General features: G+C 46.3%; 14 protein-coding genes. All 14 read left to right on the forward strand.

Annotated features, from left to right (window positions below):
* Positions 1–9 precede the first annotated feature (9 nt).
* The 14 genes from trpS to HYX70_03590 all read left to right on the forward strand — a co-directional run bounded on the left by trpS (position 10) and on the right by HYX70_03590 (position 18,730).
* Entirely contained in the window at positions 10–1,008 is a 999-nt protein-coding gene (gene trpS, locus HYX70_03525; protein ID MBI2798337.1) for a tryptophan--tRNA ligase, read from the forward strand.
* Positions 1,009–1,643: 635 nt separating this feature from the next.
* A complete protein-coding gene (locus HYX70_03530; GenBank protein MBI2798338.1) occupies positions 1,644–2,405 on the forward strand; it encodes a class I SAM-dependent methyltransferase in 762 nt (253 codons plus the stop codon).
* 302 nt (positions 2,406–2,707) lie between these two features.
* Entirely contained in the window at positions 2,708–3,178 is a 471-nt protein-coding gene (locus tag HYX70_03535; GenBank protein ID MBI2798339.1) for a hypothetical protein, read from the forward strand.
* Complete coding sequence (gene pheS / locus HYX70_03540; GenBank protein ID MBI2798340.1) at positions 3,175–4,167, forward strand: phenylalanine--tRNA ligase subunit alpha; 993 nt, start codon at positions 3,175–3,177, stop codon at positions 4,165–4,167. The genes HYX70_03535 and pheS overlap by 4 nt, the downstream gene beginning before the upstream one ends.
* A gap of 1 nt (position 4,168) precedes the next feature.
* A complete protein-coding gene (locus HYX70_03545; GenBank protein MBI2798341.1) occupies positions 4,169–6,793 on the forward strand; it encodes a phenylalanine--tRNA ligase subunit beta in 2,625 nt (874 codons plus the stop codon).
* Positions 6,794–6,850: 57 nt separating this feature from the next.
* Positions 6,851–8,323, forward strand: a complete 1,473-nt coding sequence (locus HYX70_03550) for a peptidoglycan binding domain-containing protein (protein MBI2798342.1) — start codon at positions 6,851–6,853, stop codon at positions 8,321–8,323.
* A gap of 39 nt (positions 8,324–8,362) precedes the next feature.
* A complete protein-coding gene (locus HYX70_03555; protein ID MBI2798343.1) occupies positions 8,363–8,803 on the forward strand; it encodes a hypothetical protein in 441 nt (146 codons plus the stop codon).
* A gap of 15 nt (positions 8,804–8,818) precedes the next feature.
* Complete coding sequence (locus HYX70_03560; protein MBI2798344.1) at positions 8,819–11,263, forward strand: type IV secretion system DNA-binding domain-containing protein; 2,445 nt, start codon at positions 8,819–8,821, stop codon at positions 11,261–11,263.
* 76 nt (positions 11,264–11,339) lie between these two features.
* A complete protein-coding gene (locus HYX70_03565; protein MBI2798345.1) occupies positions 11,340–13,622 on the forward strand; it encodes a PKD domain-containing protein in 2,283 nt (760 codons plus the stop codon).
* 1 nt (position 13,623) lies between these two features.
* Entirely contained in the window at positions 13,624–14,241 is a 618-nt protein-coding gene (locus tag HYX70_03570; GenBank protein ID MBI2798346.1) for a hypothetical protein, read from the forward strand.
* A gap of 96 nt (positions 14,242–14,337) precedes the next feature.
* A complete protein-coding gene (locus HYX70_03575) occupies positions 14,338–15,177 on the forward strand; it encodes a hypothetical protein (GenBank protein MBI2798347.1) in 840 nt (279 codons plus the stop codon).
* Between the two features lie 6 nt (positions 15,178–15,183).
* On the forward strand, positions 15,184–16,584 hold the full coding sequence (locus HYX70_03580) for a sodium-transporting two-sector ATPase (GenBank protein MBI2798348.1): 1,401 nt from the start codon (positions 15,184–15,186) through the stop codon (positions 16,582–16,584).
* Positions 16,584–17,426, forward strand: a complete 843-nt coding sequence (locus HYX70_03585) for a F0F1 ATP synthase subunit gamma (GenBank protein ID MBI2798349.1) — start codon at positions 16,584–16,586, stop codon at positions 17,424–17,426. The genes HYX70_03580 and HYX70_03585 overlap by 1 nt, the downstream gene beginning before the upstream one ends.
* Entirely contained in the window at positions 17,423–18,730 is a 1,308-nt protein-coding gene (locus HYX70_03590) for a F0F1 ATP synthase subunit beta (protein ID MBI2798350.1), read from the forward strand. Before HYX70_03585 ends, HYX70_03590 begins: the two co-directional genes overlap by 4 nt.
* Position 18,731: the final 1 nt, after the last annotated feature.

The following is an 18,731-nucleotide window of genomic DNA, read 5'->3' on the forward strand; positions in this document are numbered from 1 at the left end:
ACTGTTAATATGAAGGTTCGAAACATAAATAAGCGTGTGGTATCAGGCATTACGTCTAGTAACATTCCGACAATCGGCAACTATCTGGGTGCTATGGTGCGTTGGGCTCAAGAACAAGATGAGGATAAGCTTTACTTTATTGCGAATTCTCACGCTATAACAGTGCGCCAAAAGGCAGATCACTTACGAAATTGCAGCTTAGACAGCTATGTCTGGTTGATTGCTGGCGGACTTGACCCAGATAAATGCATCATTTTTATACAGTCGATGGTGCCAGCCCATACAGAATTGGCCTGGATATTAAATAACTACACGACTATGGGCGAGCTTAACCGCATGACTCAGTATAAGGATAAAACTGCTCGCTTTGGAGAGGCTGGGCAACTAGCCGGGCTTTTTGACTACCCGGTGCTAATGGCTGCCGATATATTGCTTTATGATGCCGATGAGGTCCCTACTGGCGAAGATCAAAAACAACACATTGAACTAACTAGAAATATTGCTGAGCGCTTTAATAATCTGCACGGTGAAGTTTTTAAGTTGCCCAAACCAGGTATCGATGAAGTTGGAGCGAGGATCATGAACATAGCCGACCCTTCTAAGAAAATGAGCAAGAGCGATCCGGGGCCGGGTACGGTCTACCTTAAAGATACTAGTGAAGAGGTGATCACTAAGTTTAAGAAGGCGGTGACTGATTCAGGTAGTGAAGTTAAGTACGACAAAGCAAAAAAGCCAGCCGTTTCCAATCTGCTGGAGATTTACCACGGCTTTTCTGGCAAACCGATCGAAGAAATTGAGAATAAGTATAGGGGTAAGGGCTACGGCGACTTCAAGAAAGACCTGGGGGAGTTAGTGGCCGGCAAATTAGAAGAGTTGCAGGCTAAATTTAACAAGATCCGCTCTAACGAAAGTGAATTAATGCGAATCATTGAGTCTGGTAATGTCAAAGCCTCTAAAATTGCCAACAAAAAACTCGAGCAAATAAAGCAAACTATTGGCTTGCTGTAATAAAAACAACATGGGTTTTCAGGTTACATAGTAAAAAATACCATTAAACTTATTGACATAAGCATAAGCACTGTGCTATACTAGTATCAATCTCAAGCGCATCTTAAAAAAACAAAAACAAAACTTGCCACAACTCATAAAAGAGCTTAAGGATTTGAACTCTAAAAATCCTGCTTTAACCACTTGTAACAGTGGGGCGACTTGGTACTAAAAAACAGCCCCCTTGTTTTTTAGTACCAGATCTCCCTACTGTTCGAGGGTAGTTGCCTGCTTGGCCCTCAAAAGCTAAGAAGGCGTATCACACATCCCGCTGGGACTTGCTCGGCCTAAGGGCTTTTTATGCTTAACAAGCCAAAGAACCTTTGAGCCGAGTAGGTTACCGCAAGGATGGTTGGGAATATGTCGGCAACATTCTCCCGTTTCTTGCGACTGTTTTATACGAGAGAACCACCGACAAGCACACACCCGGTAATCCTAGGGCCCCCATTCTAGGAGTACTAACCCGGGCCGGTGCCCGCTAATATTGTTTCATAACATTTAAGAGTGGATGCATCGGCCCGTAACCAAAGCATTTATTTAAGATCTGATAGTACCAATGCCGCCCAGCCAGGGCGGTTTTTGGTTATAATAGTTATATGAGCAAATACAATCAGTACGACCATTTTGCAGCAGACAAGCAACAAAGGCTAATTAAAGGCCAGAGCCTGCCTCATTCCTATGTAGAGAAGCCGGCTATGCGCAAAATGCTTCCTGACTTACTAGGGCAAAAAGTGCTGATGCTGGGTTGTGGCACAGGGGAAGAGTCGAGGCTTCTTGAAGAGAAAGGTGCAGCTGAATTAGTTGGCATAGATAAATCAACAGTGTCGATAGAACTGGCCAAAAAGACTTATCCCGGCCACACCTTTAGGTCAGGAGATATAAATGACCTTGTTTTTGATAATGAATCCTTCGACTTTGTTTATAGCAGTTTAGCAATTAATTACACGGGTAAACCAAAGAATGTTTATAAAGAAGCCTACAGAGTTCTCAAGAAAGGCGGTAAATTCCAATTCTCAGTACCACATCCTGTTAGGTGGGCTTCAGAACGCATAATAATTGAAGGAAAGCCAGCTCGGATACTCGGTTTCGAAGAAGTAAAGGGTGAGAGTAGAGTCTTTGGCAATTATAACGACTATCTAGAGTATTCACACGAGCTCACAATATCAGATGAAGACCCGATTCGTTTCTGGGTGGGTTCACCGAGCATGCATTTTCGGCTATTAAAAGAAACCGGGTTTAAGATAGAGGACTTTGTAGAAACAAAAGCTATAGAAGAGACAAAAACGGTAGACCCAAATTACTACGCAAGATTTAGTAAGTTACCACAGTTCACTTTGTTTCTAGCGACTAAGCCTTAGTTACCAACATTACCCTACATACTCTGTTGGCATTTTCTGACACAGTTTTATTTATCCACAGCTAATCCAAGCAAAAGTTTACCCACCAAAAAACCGAACAAACTCAACTATGACGTCGTCAATCTAGTCTATGTAGCGATTGTTTGGCTAGACTAATTGATATTTGGCTACGTCGCACAAATTGCTAGCCACAACCCGTACAACAATCTTGATCATAGAATTTATTCAATACACAAAGCTCAAAAAACAAGTCAATAAATGTATTCAGAATAGAGTAGTAAAGTTGTTCAACAAGAACAATTTTGGTTCGCTTGCACACTCAGCGACTGTTGTGGGATAATGTAACAGATAAGAACGGCGTATTTACAGATATGGCACTAGCACAAAGACAAAAAATCGTATTTATTGTATCTGGCTTGTTTCTAACACTCCTGGTTACAGGTATTTTGTGTACGGCCATGGTATTTGCCACAAACCCGCAAAAACTTGGTCCGGCAGGGGTAACCTTCTGGTTCATAGGGGTGTTTTTGTTTGCCGGTAGTGTATTGAGCTTACTTGGCTTTGCTTGGAAGATGCGAAAGGTGAAAAACCGTGAAAAACCGATGTGGTCGATCAATGAGGCACTGAGAACAGGCTTTTTACTAAGCTTTGCCGGGGTGGTTTTATTAGCTCTCGCTAGCCTCAAGAGCCTAAGCTGGCGCGATGTAATACTGTTTGTGCTAACAATCATTATTGTGGAGTTTTACTTTCGAACCAGAAGGGCAAAGGGGTGAAAGGTAACCTGTTAGGACAATTAGAAAGTGCCAAATTGGAGCTTACGAGGGTTAAAGACAGGCACGGGCTTTTGCAACTCAAATCTCGCTATTTGGGCGCCAAGAGCCAGGTGGCGATGGGGTTGTCGCAGCTTAAAGGTTTGGAAGCAGGCGAGCGGGCCAAGGCTGGCCAAGCTCTAAACCAGGTAAAAAAGCAACTCGAGAAGTTGTTCGCCGCTGCCGAGCAAGAGCTTGTTACAGCTCAAGACTTTGAGCCCGTAGATATAACCGAGCCAGGTAAGAGGGAATACCCTGGTTATGGCCACGCTCACCCCACAACCTCGGTAATTGCCGAGAGCTTTCGTATATTTACAGAGCTGGGCTTTGCAATCGTTGATAGCCCAGAGGTTGATACCGATTGGTACAACTTTGAGGCTTTAAACATGCCACCCGAGCACCCGGCGCGCGAAATGCAAGACACTTTTTATAGCACTTATCAGGATAAAAACGGTGCTAAGTGGCTGCCGCGCACCCATACCAGCAATATGCAGGTGAGGTTTATGGAGCATAATAAACCACCGTTTAAGATTATTGTTCCTGGTAAGGTGTTCCGAAACGAAAACGAAGATGCTACTCACTCCTGGGCTTTTATTCAGATCGAGGGAGTGGTGGTGGGCGAGGGCGTGTCGATGGCCGATCTGAAAGGCACATTACTTAGAATAGTGAGGGGTATATTGGGTTCAGAGGCCGAAATTCGGTTTCGACCAAGCTTTTTTCCGTATACCGAGCCCTCGGTCGAGCTGGATTGCAAATATCAGGGTAAATGGCTAGAGCTAGGCGGGGCCGGCATGATCCACCCCCAGGTGTTACGCAACGGCGGGATAGACCCCGAAAAGTACACTGGCTTTGCCTTCGGTTGGGGCTATGAGCGCCTGGCAGTAATTAAGTATGGCTTAAATGATCTGCGAAGTTTGTGGCGGCCAAACTTTCGTTATTTGGAGCAGTTTTAGGATGAAAGTAAGCGTAAAATCAATCAATTCATATTTGGAAAGGCCGCTTTCGACCGAAGATATGGTGGCGGCTCTGGAGCGCAGCGAGGTTGAGGTTGAGGAAATTTTGTATGCGAATAAGATCGATTCTAAGGTAATTATTGCAAAGATCACCAAGGTTGAGCCGCACCCCAATGCCGATCGTCTAAGATTGGTAACCATAGATACTGGTGTCGGTACTAAAAAGCTTGTTTGTGGTGCACCCAATGTCAAGAACAGCCTGGTCGTGGCATTTGCCCAAGTTGGCACAATTTTACCCGGCGGAATTGAAATTAAAGCAGCAGAGATCCGTGGTGAAAAGTCGGATGGCATGTTGTGTTCTGAGCGCGAGCTAGGGTTATCGCAAGACCATAGCGGTATTGTTGAGCTAGACCCTGCTCTACCCTTGGGAAAGTCATTGTGCGACATAGCCGAATTAGGAGATTGCCTAGACCTTACCACCCCCTCAAATAGGTGGGATTATCTGTCGATAATAGGGTTGGCGAGGGAAATTGCCGCATTTTCGCTCAACAATAGCCTAGTTGAACCTGATATTGCCAAAAATGAATACCAGAACAGGGAAGTAACAAAAGTCAAGGAAAAGGGCGGCTGCAGGCGGTTTATATCTGTGAAATATGTTGTGAAAAATGATATGGCCAGCCCAAGTTGGCTTGTGGATAACTTAGAGGCCAATGGTATGAATAGCATTAACCCGGTGGTCGATATTACCAACTGGGTTATGTTGGAATACGGCCAACCATCGCACGCTTTTGCGGCTGATAAAATATCTGGCAACTTGCAGGTGCGCTATGGATCCCCCGCCGAAAAGTTGAAGTTATTAAATGGTAAAGAAATTACCTTCGTATCTGAAGATTTGGTAATTGCCGATGATGACGGCCCGCTGGATCTGGCTGGCGTTATGGGTGGCCAAAAAGCCGAAGTTGAACCGAACACTACCGAAATTGTGCTCACGATCGCAAATTTCGACAAAACCACGGTCCGGCGCCAAGCCTTGAGACATGGTGTGCGCACCGAGGCTAGTGCTCGCTTTGAGCGCGGACTCCCCCTCCCCTTGCCGGTTCTGGCGGCCGATCGTTTGGCTGGCCTATTAAAAGAAATCTGTGCAGCAAAGATCGTTGACTCCCCTGCCGATCAGCTGTTTGCCGAAATTCATGGCGTTCAAATTGGTTTGCGACTGCGCAGAGCCGAGGCGGTCTTGGGCATGAAGCTCGGTGAAAGGCAGTTGGCCAATGGGCTAAAAGCCCGCGGCTTCGAGATTAACCATTTTTCACTTGCTCATTCTATTAAAGAAGTGTTTAGTCGTAATATCAAGACTGATTCAGAACTTTTAACTACTGTTTTTGGCCCTTTGGGTCTTGAGTTAGATTCCAAGACCGGTTGGAGTGAAACCGGTGAAATAATTGACGCAAATTTATATCGGGCCGGCGACATATTGTGGTTGGGCAATAATATGGCTATTTGTCAAGATAAGAATTCGGCTGTGGTGGTGGAAAAGGGCAGGCCGGTGGTGGTAAAGCCCGACAAGATTAAGCAGGTTCGCAGAGTTGTGCCATCGCTTAATCATATACTAGCGGTGGCTGTGCCTTGGTGGCGCACAGATGTGAGTATGGCCGAGGATCTATACGAAGAAGCCGCCAAGATATTTGGCTACGATACTATGCCCCCTACCCTGCCTGAGTCGCCGCCCATGGATACACATGAATTCCAAGCTTTACCAAAACTCACAGATCTCAAGCAGGCCATGGTAACTATCGGTTGTACCGAGATCATGACCTACTCTTTGGTGAGTGCAGAAATGGTAGATATGGTTGGTGGTGATCTGAGCCGGCAGATAGAAATAGTTAACCCAATGGTTAAGGAGCAAGCTTATTTGCGGAGCGGCCTTTTAGCTAGCCACCTAAAGGCGATTGCGGCAAACCGAAATACTGACGAAGTAGATGTGTTTGAATTATCAAAAGTGTCTTGGCTCGAGAATGGCTCTAAGTCGGTTGCCCCCAACGAGGAATGGCGACTGGCCATAAGCAGTGTTGGCGAGTCTTCGCTAAAGAGACTCAAAGCCTTGCTAGATGCGGTATTGGCTCGCAGTCGTATTGAAGTTAGTATTGAAGCGGCTCAAAAACCAGCATTCGTGTTGGGGCGTTATGGCCAAATGTTTTTGGGTGGAAAATTTGTGGCTGAGTATGGCCAGATAAATCCAGCCACCCTAAAAAACCACAATATTCCCCCAGAAGTTAGCTACGCCGAAATAAAAATTGAACTAGTTTTGAGTAGTGTTGGTACACCACAGCCAAAAGCCATACCGCCCTACCGCTATGTCGGTCGCAACCTGGCCTTAGAGCTGCCGGTGGCCGTCAGCTGGCAGCACCTGCATGAACAAATAAGCTCTCGCAAGCATGTTGTAAAAGCAGATTTTGTTGATAGCTACCAGAACAGCGAGTTAAAGGCGGCCAAGCGAAAAAGTGTGACCGTAGAAATTGAATTTGACCTTGGTCCACAACCCAAAACCGCCACAATTGACCAACAGCTAACAGATTTGGTAGAAGCCTTAAAATCTGACCCCCAACTTAGTAGCTTGACTCTGCGCTAACATTCTCCCTAGAGTACTGGCTTCATTGGAGCGTAAGCGATATAATTAGGCTTAAGAATGCAAAACAAAAACCACAGCCATTTTTTGAGTTTGCCTCCCAAAATTTCTAAATCTGGGCAAAGGCCGAGTATGAAAGCCAGATTGTGGTTTGTAGCGATTGGAGTTCTGGCAGCTGTTGTAGTACTCAATGCTCTGGTAGCTGCCCTGTTCGAGGGCGTAATTTACCCGGGCGTTTCAGTCGCAGGGCACGACTTGAGTTTCAAAAATCGAGCCCAGGCATTACAAGTTTTGCGCTCACAGAATCTTGACCGCCGCTTTGATTTGCGAGTTGGCGATAAAACATTCATCGCTACCAATAGTGATTTGGGGGCTGAGTATGAGCTAGGAGCTACGATTGAGGCTGCTTATAATGTCGGTCGCAACTGGCCTTTGCCGTTGGCTGGGCTAATAGAAGCCAGCAATAAAGGCACGGTTGGTTATGCTTATAACATTAATAACACCCAGCTCAGTAAATTCACAGACAGCGTAGTTAGCTCGGTCGGGCGTGATCCGGTTAACGCAACATTGCAAATAACTGACGGCAATATAAATGTAGTGCCAGATCGGGACGGATTACGGGTAGACCGGCGTTACCTTAACGATCTAATTGCCAATGCTCTGGCCGACGGAAAAGACCAAACAATTAGTTTGCAGCCTGTGCCCAAAAAAGCCGACATTTTGGCAAAAGATACCGCTGCCGCCCAAAAACGAGCCGAAGATTATTTGAGTCGTCAAATATCATTAAGCTATAACGGCAAGACATTTGTGCTAGATAGAACCGCTTTGGGGTATATGATAGTTTTCAATATTGTATCTGGATCCGATGGCAGGCCAGAGTTAAAAGCCGACATTTCTAAAGAGCAAATTTTGGGCTATCTACAATCTGTGGCTAACCAAGTGGATGTGGCTGCCCAAAATAAAATTGTAGTTGTTAGAAACGGTGCCAACTCGGTAGAGCAGGAAGGCAAAAATGGCACGACCATAAACCAACAACCGGCCGCCGATGCGATATTTACGGCACTCCAAAATGGTCAGAATACAACGATAGCGCTAACTGATTCGCCGGTGCCGTTTCAAACTCAAACTAGCAACAGCAATGGTCCAGATGCCCGCATGTACATCGAGATTAATTTATCGAGCCAACGCCTATGGGCCTACCAAGATGGGCAGGTCGTTTATAGCTCACCAATAACAAGCGGCGCTACCGGCAAAGGGTTTCCGACTGTAACGGGCACATTTGCTATTTACGCCAAAGAAAGAAACCGCTACCTTAATGGCGCCGTCTATGGCTACGACTATAATGTCTTTGTTCAATACTGGATGCCTTTTTATCAGGGCTATGGCCTACACGATGCTAGTTGGCGCAATAGCTTTGGTGGACAAGACTATTGGTTGAACGGCAGCCACGGTTGTGTAAATATGCCATTGGCAGCAGCAGTCTTCTTGTATGATTGGGCGCCAATTGGTACACCCGTTTGGGTACATAGCTAAAATTAGCCAAAGCTGAACCATAACTGGTATAATTTTAGTATGGATAACCGTACGCAAAATCTGCCAATACCAGAGCAGCCTAGGCGACCCCAGGGCAACGAACGAAAGCCGGTATTAAAGCCTGAGGTGGCACCAAAAGCTCCAGAAGTTCAGATGCAGCAGCCAGAGGTTCGTCCGTCTGGTGTGGAGCAACAACCACAAGCTAACCCAGCGCCACAAGCTGCCACACCGCCACCAGCACCAGCTTCTCCACTTACACAGCAGCCAGCTGCCCAGCCCGACCCGCTCGCGCAGGCCGGTGTAAAGACCCGCCCCGAAACTCTAGATGCTGACGATATTGATCTTATAGAAAAGGAATGGGTCGACACAGTCGATGATGTGATTGAGCATACTAAGGATGATCCGTACACTGAAGAGGAAGCTCAACAGAGCTTAAGCAAAACCTATCTAAAAAAGCGTTTTGGGATTGATGTTGATTAATAAGTCGAACCAGCCATGAATCAGTTTATACTACTAACTAGCACGCTGTTTGCACTGTTTCTGTTTATACTCTTAGCAGTTGGTTTTTTGGTTTATCGACGCATAATTCATCATGCCAAAAATGTCGAGCGAAGTTTGAAGTTTGTGCCGTTACTGATTAGGCTACCGCCCCAAGAGGCCAACGAGGCCACCAATCGCGATGTGCGCGAAATGATCAAAGAAAACATTACTAAGGCCGAAGGTGTATTCAATTTACTATCTGGCATAACAACTTCTAAGGCTCAAATTTATGGCCGCCGACACATTAGTTTGGAGATTATCGCTGAAGGGCCCATGATTTACTTTTATATGGCCGTGCCGGCTAGCCTTTTGAGCTCGGTTCAAAAAGCCCTGGCTTCCGGGTATCCAGGAATCCAGATCGAGAAAGCCGAGGATATAAACTTTTTTTCTAAAGTTAGCAAGGCCTCAGGCGTTCAGGGCGGTGAATTAGATCTCAAACGCGATAGCATACTGCCTATAAACACATTTCGCAATTCTGATAGCGATGCGCTGGGCGGTATTCTCTCCAGCTTATCTAATCTAGGAGACGATGAGGGAGCGGCTATACAGATTTTAATTCGTCCGGTATCTCAGCGCTGGGTAAAACGAGCCCACCGCAAAGCCCGAGCCTATTTGACAGGCAAAAAAACCGGTGGCGCCAAAGCTTTTTCGGCTGTTAGTGAATCAGTTCGAGCTGCTGGTGGTGGGTCGGGTGGTGAAAAGTCCCCCGCCGAAAACCATCAAGTTACCGACATGGAAAAAAAACGATCTGAAATTATTGAAGAAAAAGTTAGAACGCCGGCTTTTGAAACTAATATTCGGCTCGTAGCTAGCAGTGGCGATCCGGCCAAAGCCAAAGTGTTGTTGCAGGATATGTTGCTTGGCTTTGCGCAAATGACCCAGCAAGATGCTAATAGGTTTGAGTTCCATCCAGCTGATACACCACAAAAGATCGCCACCGACTTTATATTCCGATTTTTTAATGAGCGCTTTTTACACCTTCATAAGATGGTCTTAAATTCGACTGAGTTGGCCACCATATTTCACCTACCAAGTGAAATTATTGAGATTGCTACCCCGCTGCAGCGCAAGGGCGTAAAGGAAGTTGCGGCTCCGACAGGCTTGCCGGAGCTGGGATTGGTATTGGGTACCAATATATTTCGTGGTGTTGAAGCAACCATTCATTTAAGCGATAACGATAGACGACGGCACTTATACATATTGGGTCAAACTGGTACCGGTAAATCTACCTTGTTAGAGAACTTAATGTTGCAAGATGCCGCAGCTGGTAAGGGCTTTGCGTTTATTGACCCCCATGGCGATGCCGCCGAGAAGCTCTTGGCGATGTTGCCGCCCGGACGAGCCGAAGACGTAATCTACTTTAGCCCGGGCGATACAGAGGTGCCAATGGGCTTTAACATCATGGAATACGACCCTAACAAGCCCGAGCAAAAAGACTTTCTGATCCAAGAAGCCATTCAGATGCTTTACAAGCTCTACGACCCACAGCATCAAGGGATAATTGGACCACGCTATGAACACTGGTTTAGAAACGCTGCCCTGACAGTCATGGCTGACCCCGAGGGCGGTACCTTTGTGGAGATACCCAAGGTCTTTACTGATGATGAATATCTGAAAAAGAAATTCAAGTATTTAACAGACCCCACTGTCCAAGACTTCTGGACCGGTGAAATGGCTCAAACCGATGCCCACTCTAAATCTGAAATGCTGGGTTGGTTTGTGTCTAAATTTGGAGCCTTTGCCAACAATGAGATCATGCGAAACATTATTGGCCAAAAACATTCAGCTTTTAACTTTCGCGAAGTTATGGATGGCAACAAGATTTTGCTGGTGAATTTGAGCAAAGGCCTACTTGGCGACCTCAACTCCAAGTTGCTAGGTATGATTATGGTTATTAAGTTTCAGATGGCGGCTATGAGTCGAAGCGATACACCCGAAGATCAGCGCCCCGATTTTTCTGTGTACGTAGATGAGTTTCAGAACTTTAGTACTGATAGTTTTGCAACCATTCTCTCGGAAGCTCGAAAATACCGGCTAAACCTAATTGTGGCCAATCAATTTATATCGCAATTGGACGAGCAGGTGCGTGACGCCGTATTTGGAAATGTCGGCTCAATTTTAAGCTTTCGGGTAGGAACCGACGATGCTGAATACATGGAAAAACAATTCCAGCCACAATTTAATCAGGCCGACCTTATAAATATACCCAATGGCCAAGGTGTTGGCAGGGTTATGGCCAATGGTGTGCCAACCACACCGTTTAGTATTCATTTCCCACCACCAATAGGCGTGCCTAATCAAGAAATTTTAAAAGCCATGCGCGATCTAAGCCGTAGTAAGTATGGTCGGCCCAAGAACGAAGTCGAAGCCGAAATTACCAGTAGCCTGGCCGACAAATAACAAAAAACTTGCAAACCATCGTCAACCAGTCTAAAATCAAAGCTAAAGTAATAAAGCTGTATATGAGGGTAAACACGTGAATACATTTCGAAAATTAGTAACCGGCGTTAGTTCGGGTACTACCCCCGTTAGCAGACTGAAGTTTTATGGCAGCCGCCTAGCCCAAGAGGCGGCAACTCGAAAGATTGCAACAGTCTTAATGATTGGCTTGCTTATATTTCAGGTGGCGGTTTTTCTTTTCCCGCCAACCTCGGCCAGGGCTAACCAGTGCTCAGAAAATAATATCATTCGACCCTGTGGCATAACAGACACTAGTAATCAGGGAGTGCTAAATGCTCTTAAGGGACCCGACAATGCAATTCAGCTTATGAATCAGCTAGGGGTGACAGACAGCGATGTTTTAAATGGCACCCCTAATCAAACCGTTTGTAAAGGTCAAAATCCGCTTTCTATGGGTCGGGAGGCCGGTAGCGGTGGTTCCTGGTTATTCCCGGGGCATACAGACATTTATGTAGGGCCTGCCAGCAGCAGATGGCAGCAAGAATGTTTCTCGGCAGAATTACTCGGCAACAAGGTGCGAGGCAGCGATATTGGTACTGGCGATCCCAACCAGTGGTACCAGGTCGGCATTCTATATGCTTGTGGCAACTTGGTGTTTATACCAACCAGCCCGCCTTCAAAATCAATAGCTTGTACCTCCCTAGAAGCGGCACCATTGGCAGTCGACGTAAACCAGCCTATAAAACTAACTGGCCGGGCAAGTGGCCAAAATATTCCCAACGGCGAACTGGTCGATATGTCGTACCTTGTATACAGAGGCACCAATCCATCTGTAAATACAACGCCACTAGTTACAAAACTTGAGTCCAAAGGAATACCGTGGAACGGCACAGAGTTTATCGATGACAATCCGCCTAAGCAGTTCCAGACAGATCAGCCTGATACCTATACTATTTTATTGGCCGTTGGCTATAACAATAATGGAGCACCTGCGCTAGCTCCAGGCTCAGGTGTAAATGAATGCCAAAAAGTTGTTACCGTAAAGCAACCGGCACAGCCCACAATTGTTTGCCAGAACCTGAGCATTGCCCCTACTACGCTTGCAGGTGGACAGCCGCTGTCCAATCTAACCGGTACAGCACAGCTAAAAAATTCCAACGACCCTAATGAGCTAGCTGACATGTCGTTTATATTCCGTGAAAAACAAGCCGATGGCAGCTTTACTGAGGTGCCTGATGCTAAAGGTAAGAGTAGGCTTGAGGCAGCTGGATTACAGCCTAGCGGCACCGGTATTTACACCGCTGTCAAGCCAAGTTCAGGCGATTCAAATGATACATTCTTTATGCCCACGAGCACACAGCAAAAAACGTACCAGGTATTCTTAAGAATATACTGGCGTGGCCATCAGACTGTTTCCGATGCCTTTAGTGTGCCAGCCTGCCAAAAAGAAATTACAGTGCCACCAGTACAGAACTTTGCTTGCTCTAGCCTAAAGGCGAATCCAACCAGTGGTAGTGCTCCGCTCGACGTTAACTTCGATGCTGCAGGCATAGCTACCAACACCACTGTTTCAGCTTTTAAGTTCGATTACGGTGATGGCCAAAATCAAACCGTAAATACCAACCAGCCAACCGCCAGGGCAGTTCACAAATATACCAAAGGAGGAAGATACACGGCCTCAGTAATTATGCAAACTGCTGCGGGGACGACGTCTGTAGTTCCGGTCTGCCAGGCGGTCGTAACAGTTAACGAAAGTGATTTTGCCAAGATTGCTGCCAATATAACCCTGCTTACGTCTGACAGGCAGCCGACCGATGCCAATGGTGCTGTAGCAAGGGCAGGCGACCAATTGCGCTACACGATCGGTGTTCAAAACAAGGGCGGCGATGTTATAAGGGGCTTTGTGTTTGATGATGATATAACCGACATATTGGTCTACGCGGATGTAGTTGATCCAGGTGGTGCCCAGGCAGTTAAGCAAGGCGCAACCACTAAATTGGTTTGGGCTCCGATTGACATACCGGTGGGCACGAGTAGTAGCCCAGGAACAGTCACCAAGCAGTTTACAGTTAAACTTAAAGACCCTATCCCGTTTGTTGCCCAGAAGACTACCGATCTACCGGGTACAAACGACTGCCAATTAACCAATACATTTCGTAGCAAAGTGGTTGTAACTCCGCTAGGCGTTGATATCAACAAGCAAATTGAGTGCGTAACCAAGCAGCTTCCGCAAACTGGTGCGGGCTGGAGTATAGTAATTATGGCTATGCTAGCGGCTGCTTCATTCTTCTTGTTATTGCGCAACCGATTGCTCAAGCGTGAGCTACAATTAGTTGAAACACTAACGGAGGGAGCATAAGATGGCTGAAAAAGGTGGCGAAGAACTCCAGGGAGTAGGTAGCGAGCAGCAGGGCGAGAAGCTTCAGGCCGAATTAAGTGCCGAAAGGAAAAGTGCCAAGGCCACAGAGCGCGAGATTAAATCTTCTAAAGCAGAGCTTGAAAAAAGCGGTGAAAAAGCCGAGAAAAAATTAGCTCGTGAGGCCGAGAAAGAAGCCACCGAAGCTAATTTAGCCAAAAAATCTGAAGCTTCTGAAGCCAAAAAGGCTAAGCAGGCCGAAAAATCAGAAAAAAAAGAACCAATAGTAGCCGCCACACCCAAAGAGCGTAATCGAGCCTACAAAAAAGAAATGCGCAAGGTTCAGGCGCAACTCTCACCAGGCTCTAGAATGTTTTCTAAGGTTGTACATAACCGAGCCGTAGAGGTCACCAGCAATGTGGCCGAAAAAACAGTTGTTCGTTCGTCGGTGTTGATTGGTGGTACGGTTGTGGGCATTATACTTGGCGGCCTAGTGTACTTTTCTGCTAATCGGTATGGTTACGGATTGCCCAATTGGTCGTTGGTATTCTTTTTAATAATGGGTGGTGTATTGGGTGTAGTAATTGAATTTTTACTCAAAGCCACACGCTCTACTAAGTAATATATTACATCTAGCAACATAGTGGTTTGACCTGGCCTGCTGGTGCTTATAATGGTAATATTGTAAGCATAAGAATATTCAATTATAGGTTGGGCTTTGAATCTTAGTGTTTTCAAGAGTGGCTTGAGGTTTTTGGGGTGCTTTTTTGGCACTGTTTTAGTTTTAATACTTGTGGCTCAAGCCTCTACTGCCGCAACGGTCTCTCAGGGCTATCAAAGCAACGACATATTGGTTACTGGCAACATTGTGAGCACAAATAGCAATGCCAACAATTACCAGGTTCAGCTTGCTACTACTGATAATTTTAACAATCTTTTGGGTATAGTGGTGACGCCGAATTCTACTCTGCTCAGCATAGACAATACCTCGAGCTCAGCTCAGGTGGCAAGCAGCGGTGTTGCAAATGGCTTTGTCAGCGACATTAATGGCAATATCAGCAAAGGTGACGCAGTTGCCATTTCTCCTATAGCAGGTGTAGGGATGAAGGCTACGCAACCAACGCGAATAGTTGGTGTTGCTCAAGCCGATTTTAAGTCGGCTACAAATGTACAGTCAAAAAATCTAGTAGATAAGCAGGGTCAATCTAAGCAAGTCCGAGTTGGGTTAATCCCGGTCTTGGTGAACGTTGGCGATTATCAGCCCAGCAATTATTCTGGCAATTCTGCGGTTGTACGCGGCGTACAGTCGGCCGTTTCTAATCTCGCTGGCCGGTCAGTATCGGCAACCAGAGCTATGGCGGCTTTTGGGGTCATAACGCTCGCTATTATATTGGCCATTATTGTTTTGTATGCCTCGGTGACCGGGAGTATACGTTCAATTGGCCGAAATCCATTGGCCAAGAAATCAGTTTTGCGAAGTTTGGCCCAGGTAATAGTGGCAGTAGGATTAATAATAGTCGCGGCAATCGCAGCCGTATATGTAATAGTAATCGCTTAAAACATTATGACAACCACTACAAAAACCCAGTCTGTTTCAAAAGTGCTTTCACGCCAAGGCTTTGTGGTAGAAGCGAACCCGATTGAGGGGATTCACTTGCGAGCAACTGTAGAATTCGAGGATGGCACAATCGGCCTGGTTTGGGCTATAGAAGACACCATGAGGGTGTTGCTGCTAAATGATAGCGAAAAGGCCACTGTTGGCTCCAAGCTCAAGCCACTACACCGGCAGGTTGCAATCGATTGTGGCGAGCACCTTTTGGGTCAAACAGTCGATTCTTTGGCCAGGCCGCTCGATGCTAAAACCAAAGCGACTGCAGGCCAAGCTTTGCCAGTTTTTAATCTGGCGCCAAGCTTTTATGAGCGAGCCGTTGTGGACGCACAACTTGAAACCAGCGTAAGCTTGGTGGATACGCTCTTCCCCATAGTCAAAGGCCAACGCATAGCGGTCTTGGGCGATGCCAAGTCGGGTAAAACAACTTTTTTAAGCCAAGCTGCTATTCACCAGGCCCAGAACGATTGCATAATAATCTACGTTGTGATAGCCAAGGCCAAGCACAGTGTCGAAAAACTTAAATATAGACTATATCAGTCGGGGGCACTTAAGAACACAGTGATTGTGGTGGCCGACAGCTTCGATGCTTTGCCGCTATCGTTTTTGGCCCCCTACACCGGCTGTACTATTGGCGAATGGTTCTGGCACACCGGTCGCGATGTGGTAGTTATTTATGATGATTTGAGTAATCACGCCAAAATATACCGTGAACTTAGTTTGCTGCTTCGGACGAATCCGGGCAGAGAGGGTTATCCGGGCAATATGTTCTATACCCACTCCTCGTTATTAGAGCGAGCCGGTAAATTTAAAAAAAGCGGTTTTAGCCAGACAGTTTTAGCCGCTGGTACAACACCCAACGGCGATATAACTGGTTATTTTCCAACCAATCTAATATCTATGACCGACGGTCAGATCGTATTCGACCTCGAGACTATGCGCAAGGGAATTAAGCCGGCGGTTAATATTGGCTTGTCGGTTAGTCGTGTAGGTGGTCGCAGCCAAGAGCCCGAAATTCAAGAGCTTTCGGCTCGTGTTATGGAGGTTTTGGCAGGTTATCGACAGGCTAGCAGTTTTGCAAGGTTTGGTTCACAGCTTTCGGAGGTAGCCGCCAAGCAGCTTAAGCTTGGAGCCAAACTTTATGAACTGTTTGCTCAAGCGCCAGACCAAGCTTTTAGCCTAGCTGAGCAACGAGTAATGTTAGAAACGATATTTTTAACCAATGACATCGATTCTTTAAATGTTGGCTGGCTTAAGAGTGTGATCCACGACGTTGTTAAGTATGACCTCAAAACTACCAGTGATTATAAAGCCTTGGCCAAAGAGCTGATTAAAAGTAACCCGGTGGTTAAATAATGGCTAAACCAACAGAAATTTTACGTGCTTACCAAGACACTATCGTGGTTGAAGAGGTCGCCCAGGTGTTTGAAAATGTTGCTTCTGTCCAGATTAGACGAATTAAAAGCAGGGTTATTGCAAGCCGGGAGTTTTTTCATGAACTGTGGGGAATGTACTCGCAGCTACGGTTAGATAGTAAGCTGAAAGATGATTTTGGGCCAGCCAAAACCAAAAACCAAGCCGTGCTATTAATCAGCTCAGACAGCGGCCTTTCGGGTTCGATCGATGAACGTCTAGTTGAGACCATGATGCAAGAGGTCAACATTCGCTTAGTAGATGTGGTGGTTATCGGTCGGCGTGCGGAACAATTATTGACCCAAAAGCACATGAAAGCCGTTAGCGTTTTCCCGTTGCCCGACATTACCAAATCAATTCGGATATTGCCGCTGGTGAACTATCTGGCGCCATATAAAAAAGTAACTATATTTTATGAACGATTCGTGTCTTTGTCGCACCAAGAGATAGTTGCCTTTGAGCTTCAGGAGAGCGTAAAGCGCTTAAGCGAAGCCGAGTCGATTCGCGTAGACACAAACTTAATGTATGCCAGTGATTATATTTTCGAGCCTAGCCTGGCTGAGGTAGTTCTTTATCTGGAATCCATGATGCAGGCCACTGCCCTTACCGAGATGATTCTGGAGTCAAGATTGGCTCAGCTAGCCAGTCGCTATACAGCCATGAGCTCGGCTCACGACAATGCCGAGCAGAGAAAAAACCAGCTCAAGCGAGCCTACTCAATTGCTCAACGCCGAGGCAAAGACCAATTTAACCAAATATTTATTAGTCGGGAGCAGGCTAAATGAAAACCTTTGTTGGCAAAGTGGTAAAAATGCGGTGGCTGCTAGTTACAGTAGAGTACACAGGCGATAAGCCTCAGATATTTGAGTTGTTAAGCACCGGCAGTAAAAGTTTGCTGCTGGTTTACTGCATAGAGTCAGAGACTAGGCTTTTGGCTCTTAGTTTAGACCCCAATCTTACCGTAGCCTTGGGCGAAAAAATATCCAGCTTGAATAAGCACATTACACTACCGGTTGGTAGCGACGCTCTAGGCAGGGTTTTTAATGCCACTGGCACAGCTGTAGATGGCCTGCCGACGCCTAAGTCAACTACTACCATTGAGCTTAAGCCTTACCACGGCAGCGGCAAAAGTGGCTATGGTACATCTACAGATCTAATAGAAACAGGCATAAAAGTAATTGATTTCTTTGCCCCGTTTGTGCGAGGCCGCAAGATCGGCATAGTTGGTGGCGCAGGAGTGGGCAAGACTGTGCTTACAACCGAGCTAATGCACAACGTAGCCAGCGCCGATCGGGGCTTATCGTTTTTTGTTGGGATTGGTGAGCGCATACGTGAAGCCCATGAGCTGTATAATAATCTGCGCGACAGCGGCCTACTAAAAAACACTGTTATGTATCTTGGCCAAATGAATGAAACGGCGGCTATGCGATCATTGGTGGGTTTGAGTGCAGCCGCCAGTGCTCGTTACTTTCGCGACCAAGCCAAACGCGATGTGATATTTTTTGTAGACAATATTTACCGTTACCTGCAAGCTGGCAATGAGCTTGCTACCACCCTGGGTGAGTTGCCAAGCGAAGGGGGTTACCAGCCGACTCTGTTTTCTGATTTGCTTCAGTTTGAAGAGGGTCTAGATACCAATGAATTTGGAGCCATAACTTCGGTCCAGTCGATCTTCATTCCGGCCGACGATCTTTCTGACCCAGCAGTTGTTGAGGTTTATCAGCAGCTCGATAGTGTAATTGTACTGAGCCGCGAGGTTATGGAGTCTGGCATATTGCCAGCTGTAGATTTGGTCAACACCAGCTCGTCGTTGCTCTCGCCCGAAATTGTTGGTGAACGCCACTACTTTTTGGCTTCGCAAGTGGCCCAAATAATGCAAAAATACCAAGCCTTACAAGGAATTATTACGATTATTGGTGAGAGCGAACTATCTATAACCGACCGCGTTGACTATAACAAGGCCAAAAGATTAATCGACTACTTTTCACAGTCCCTGTTTGTGACCGAACAGCTAACCGGCAAGAAGGGCCAGTATGTTGACCGCGAGGCCATGTTGTCGGGAGTTGAGGAGATATTAACCTCGGGATAGT

This window comes from Candidatus Saccharibacteria bacterium (assembly GCA_016191105.1).
Taxonomy (GTDB): domain Bacteria; phylum Patescibacteriota; class Saccharimonadia; order CAILAD01; family BJGX01; genus JACPPH01.

What these genes read in the sequence shown, in the direction of transcription:
- trpS (MBI2798337.1), top strand. Translation starts at nt 10, where the DNA reads ATGAAGGTTCGAAACATAAATAAGCGTGTGGTATCAGGCATTACGTCT.
- HYX70_03530 (MBI2798338.1), top strand. Translation starts at nt 1,644, where the DNA reads ATGAGCAAATACAATCAGTACGACCATTTTGCAGCAGACAAGCAACAA.
- HYX70_03545 (MBI2798341.1), top strand. Translation starts at nt 4,169, where the DNA reads ATGAAAGTAAGCGTAAAATCAATCAATTCATATTTGGAAAGGCCGCTT.
- HYX70_03550 (MBI2798342.1), top strand. Translation starts at nt 6,851, where the DNA reads ATGCAAAACAAAAACCACAGCCATTTTTTGAGTTTGCCTCCCAAAATT.
- HYX70_03555 (MBI2798343.1), top strand. Translation starts at nt 8,363, where the DNA reads ATGGATAACCGTACGCAAAATCTGCCAATACCAGAGCAGCCTAGGCGA.
- HYX70_03560 (MBI2798344.1), top strand. Translation starts at nt 8,819, where the DNA reads ATGAATCAGTTTATACTACTAACTAGCACGCTGTTTGCACTGTTTCTG.
- HYX70_03570 (MBI2798346.1), top strand. Translation starts at nt 13,624, where the DNA reads ATGGCTGAAAAAGGTGGCGAAGAACTCCAGGGAGTAGGTAGCGAGCAG.
- HYX70_03580 (MBI2798348.1), top strand. Translation starts at nt 15,184, where the DNA reads ATGACAACCACTACAAAAACCCAGTCTGTTTCAAAAGTGCTTTCACGC.
- HYX70_03585 (MBI2798349.1), top strand. Translation starts at nt 16,584, where the DNA reads ATGGCTAAACCAACAGAAATTTTACGTGCTTACCAAGACACTATCGTG.
- HYX70_03590 (MBI2798350.1), top strand. Translation starts at nt 17,423, where the DNA reads ATGAAAACCTTTGTTGGCAAAGTGGTAAAAATGCGGTGGCTGCTAGTT.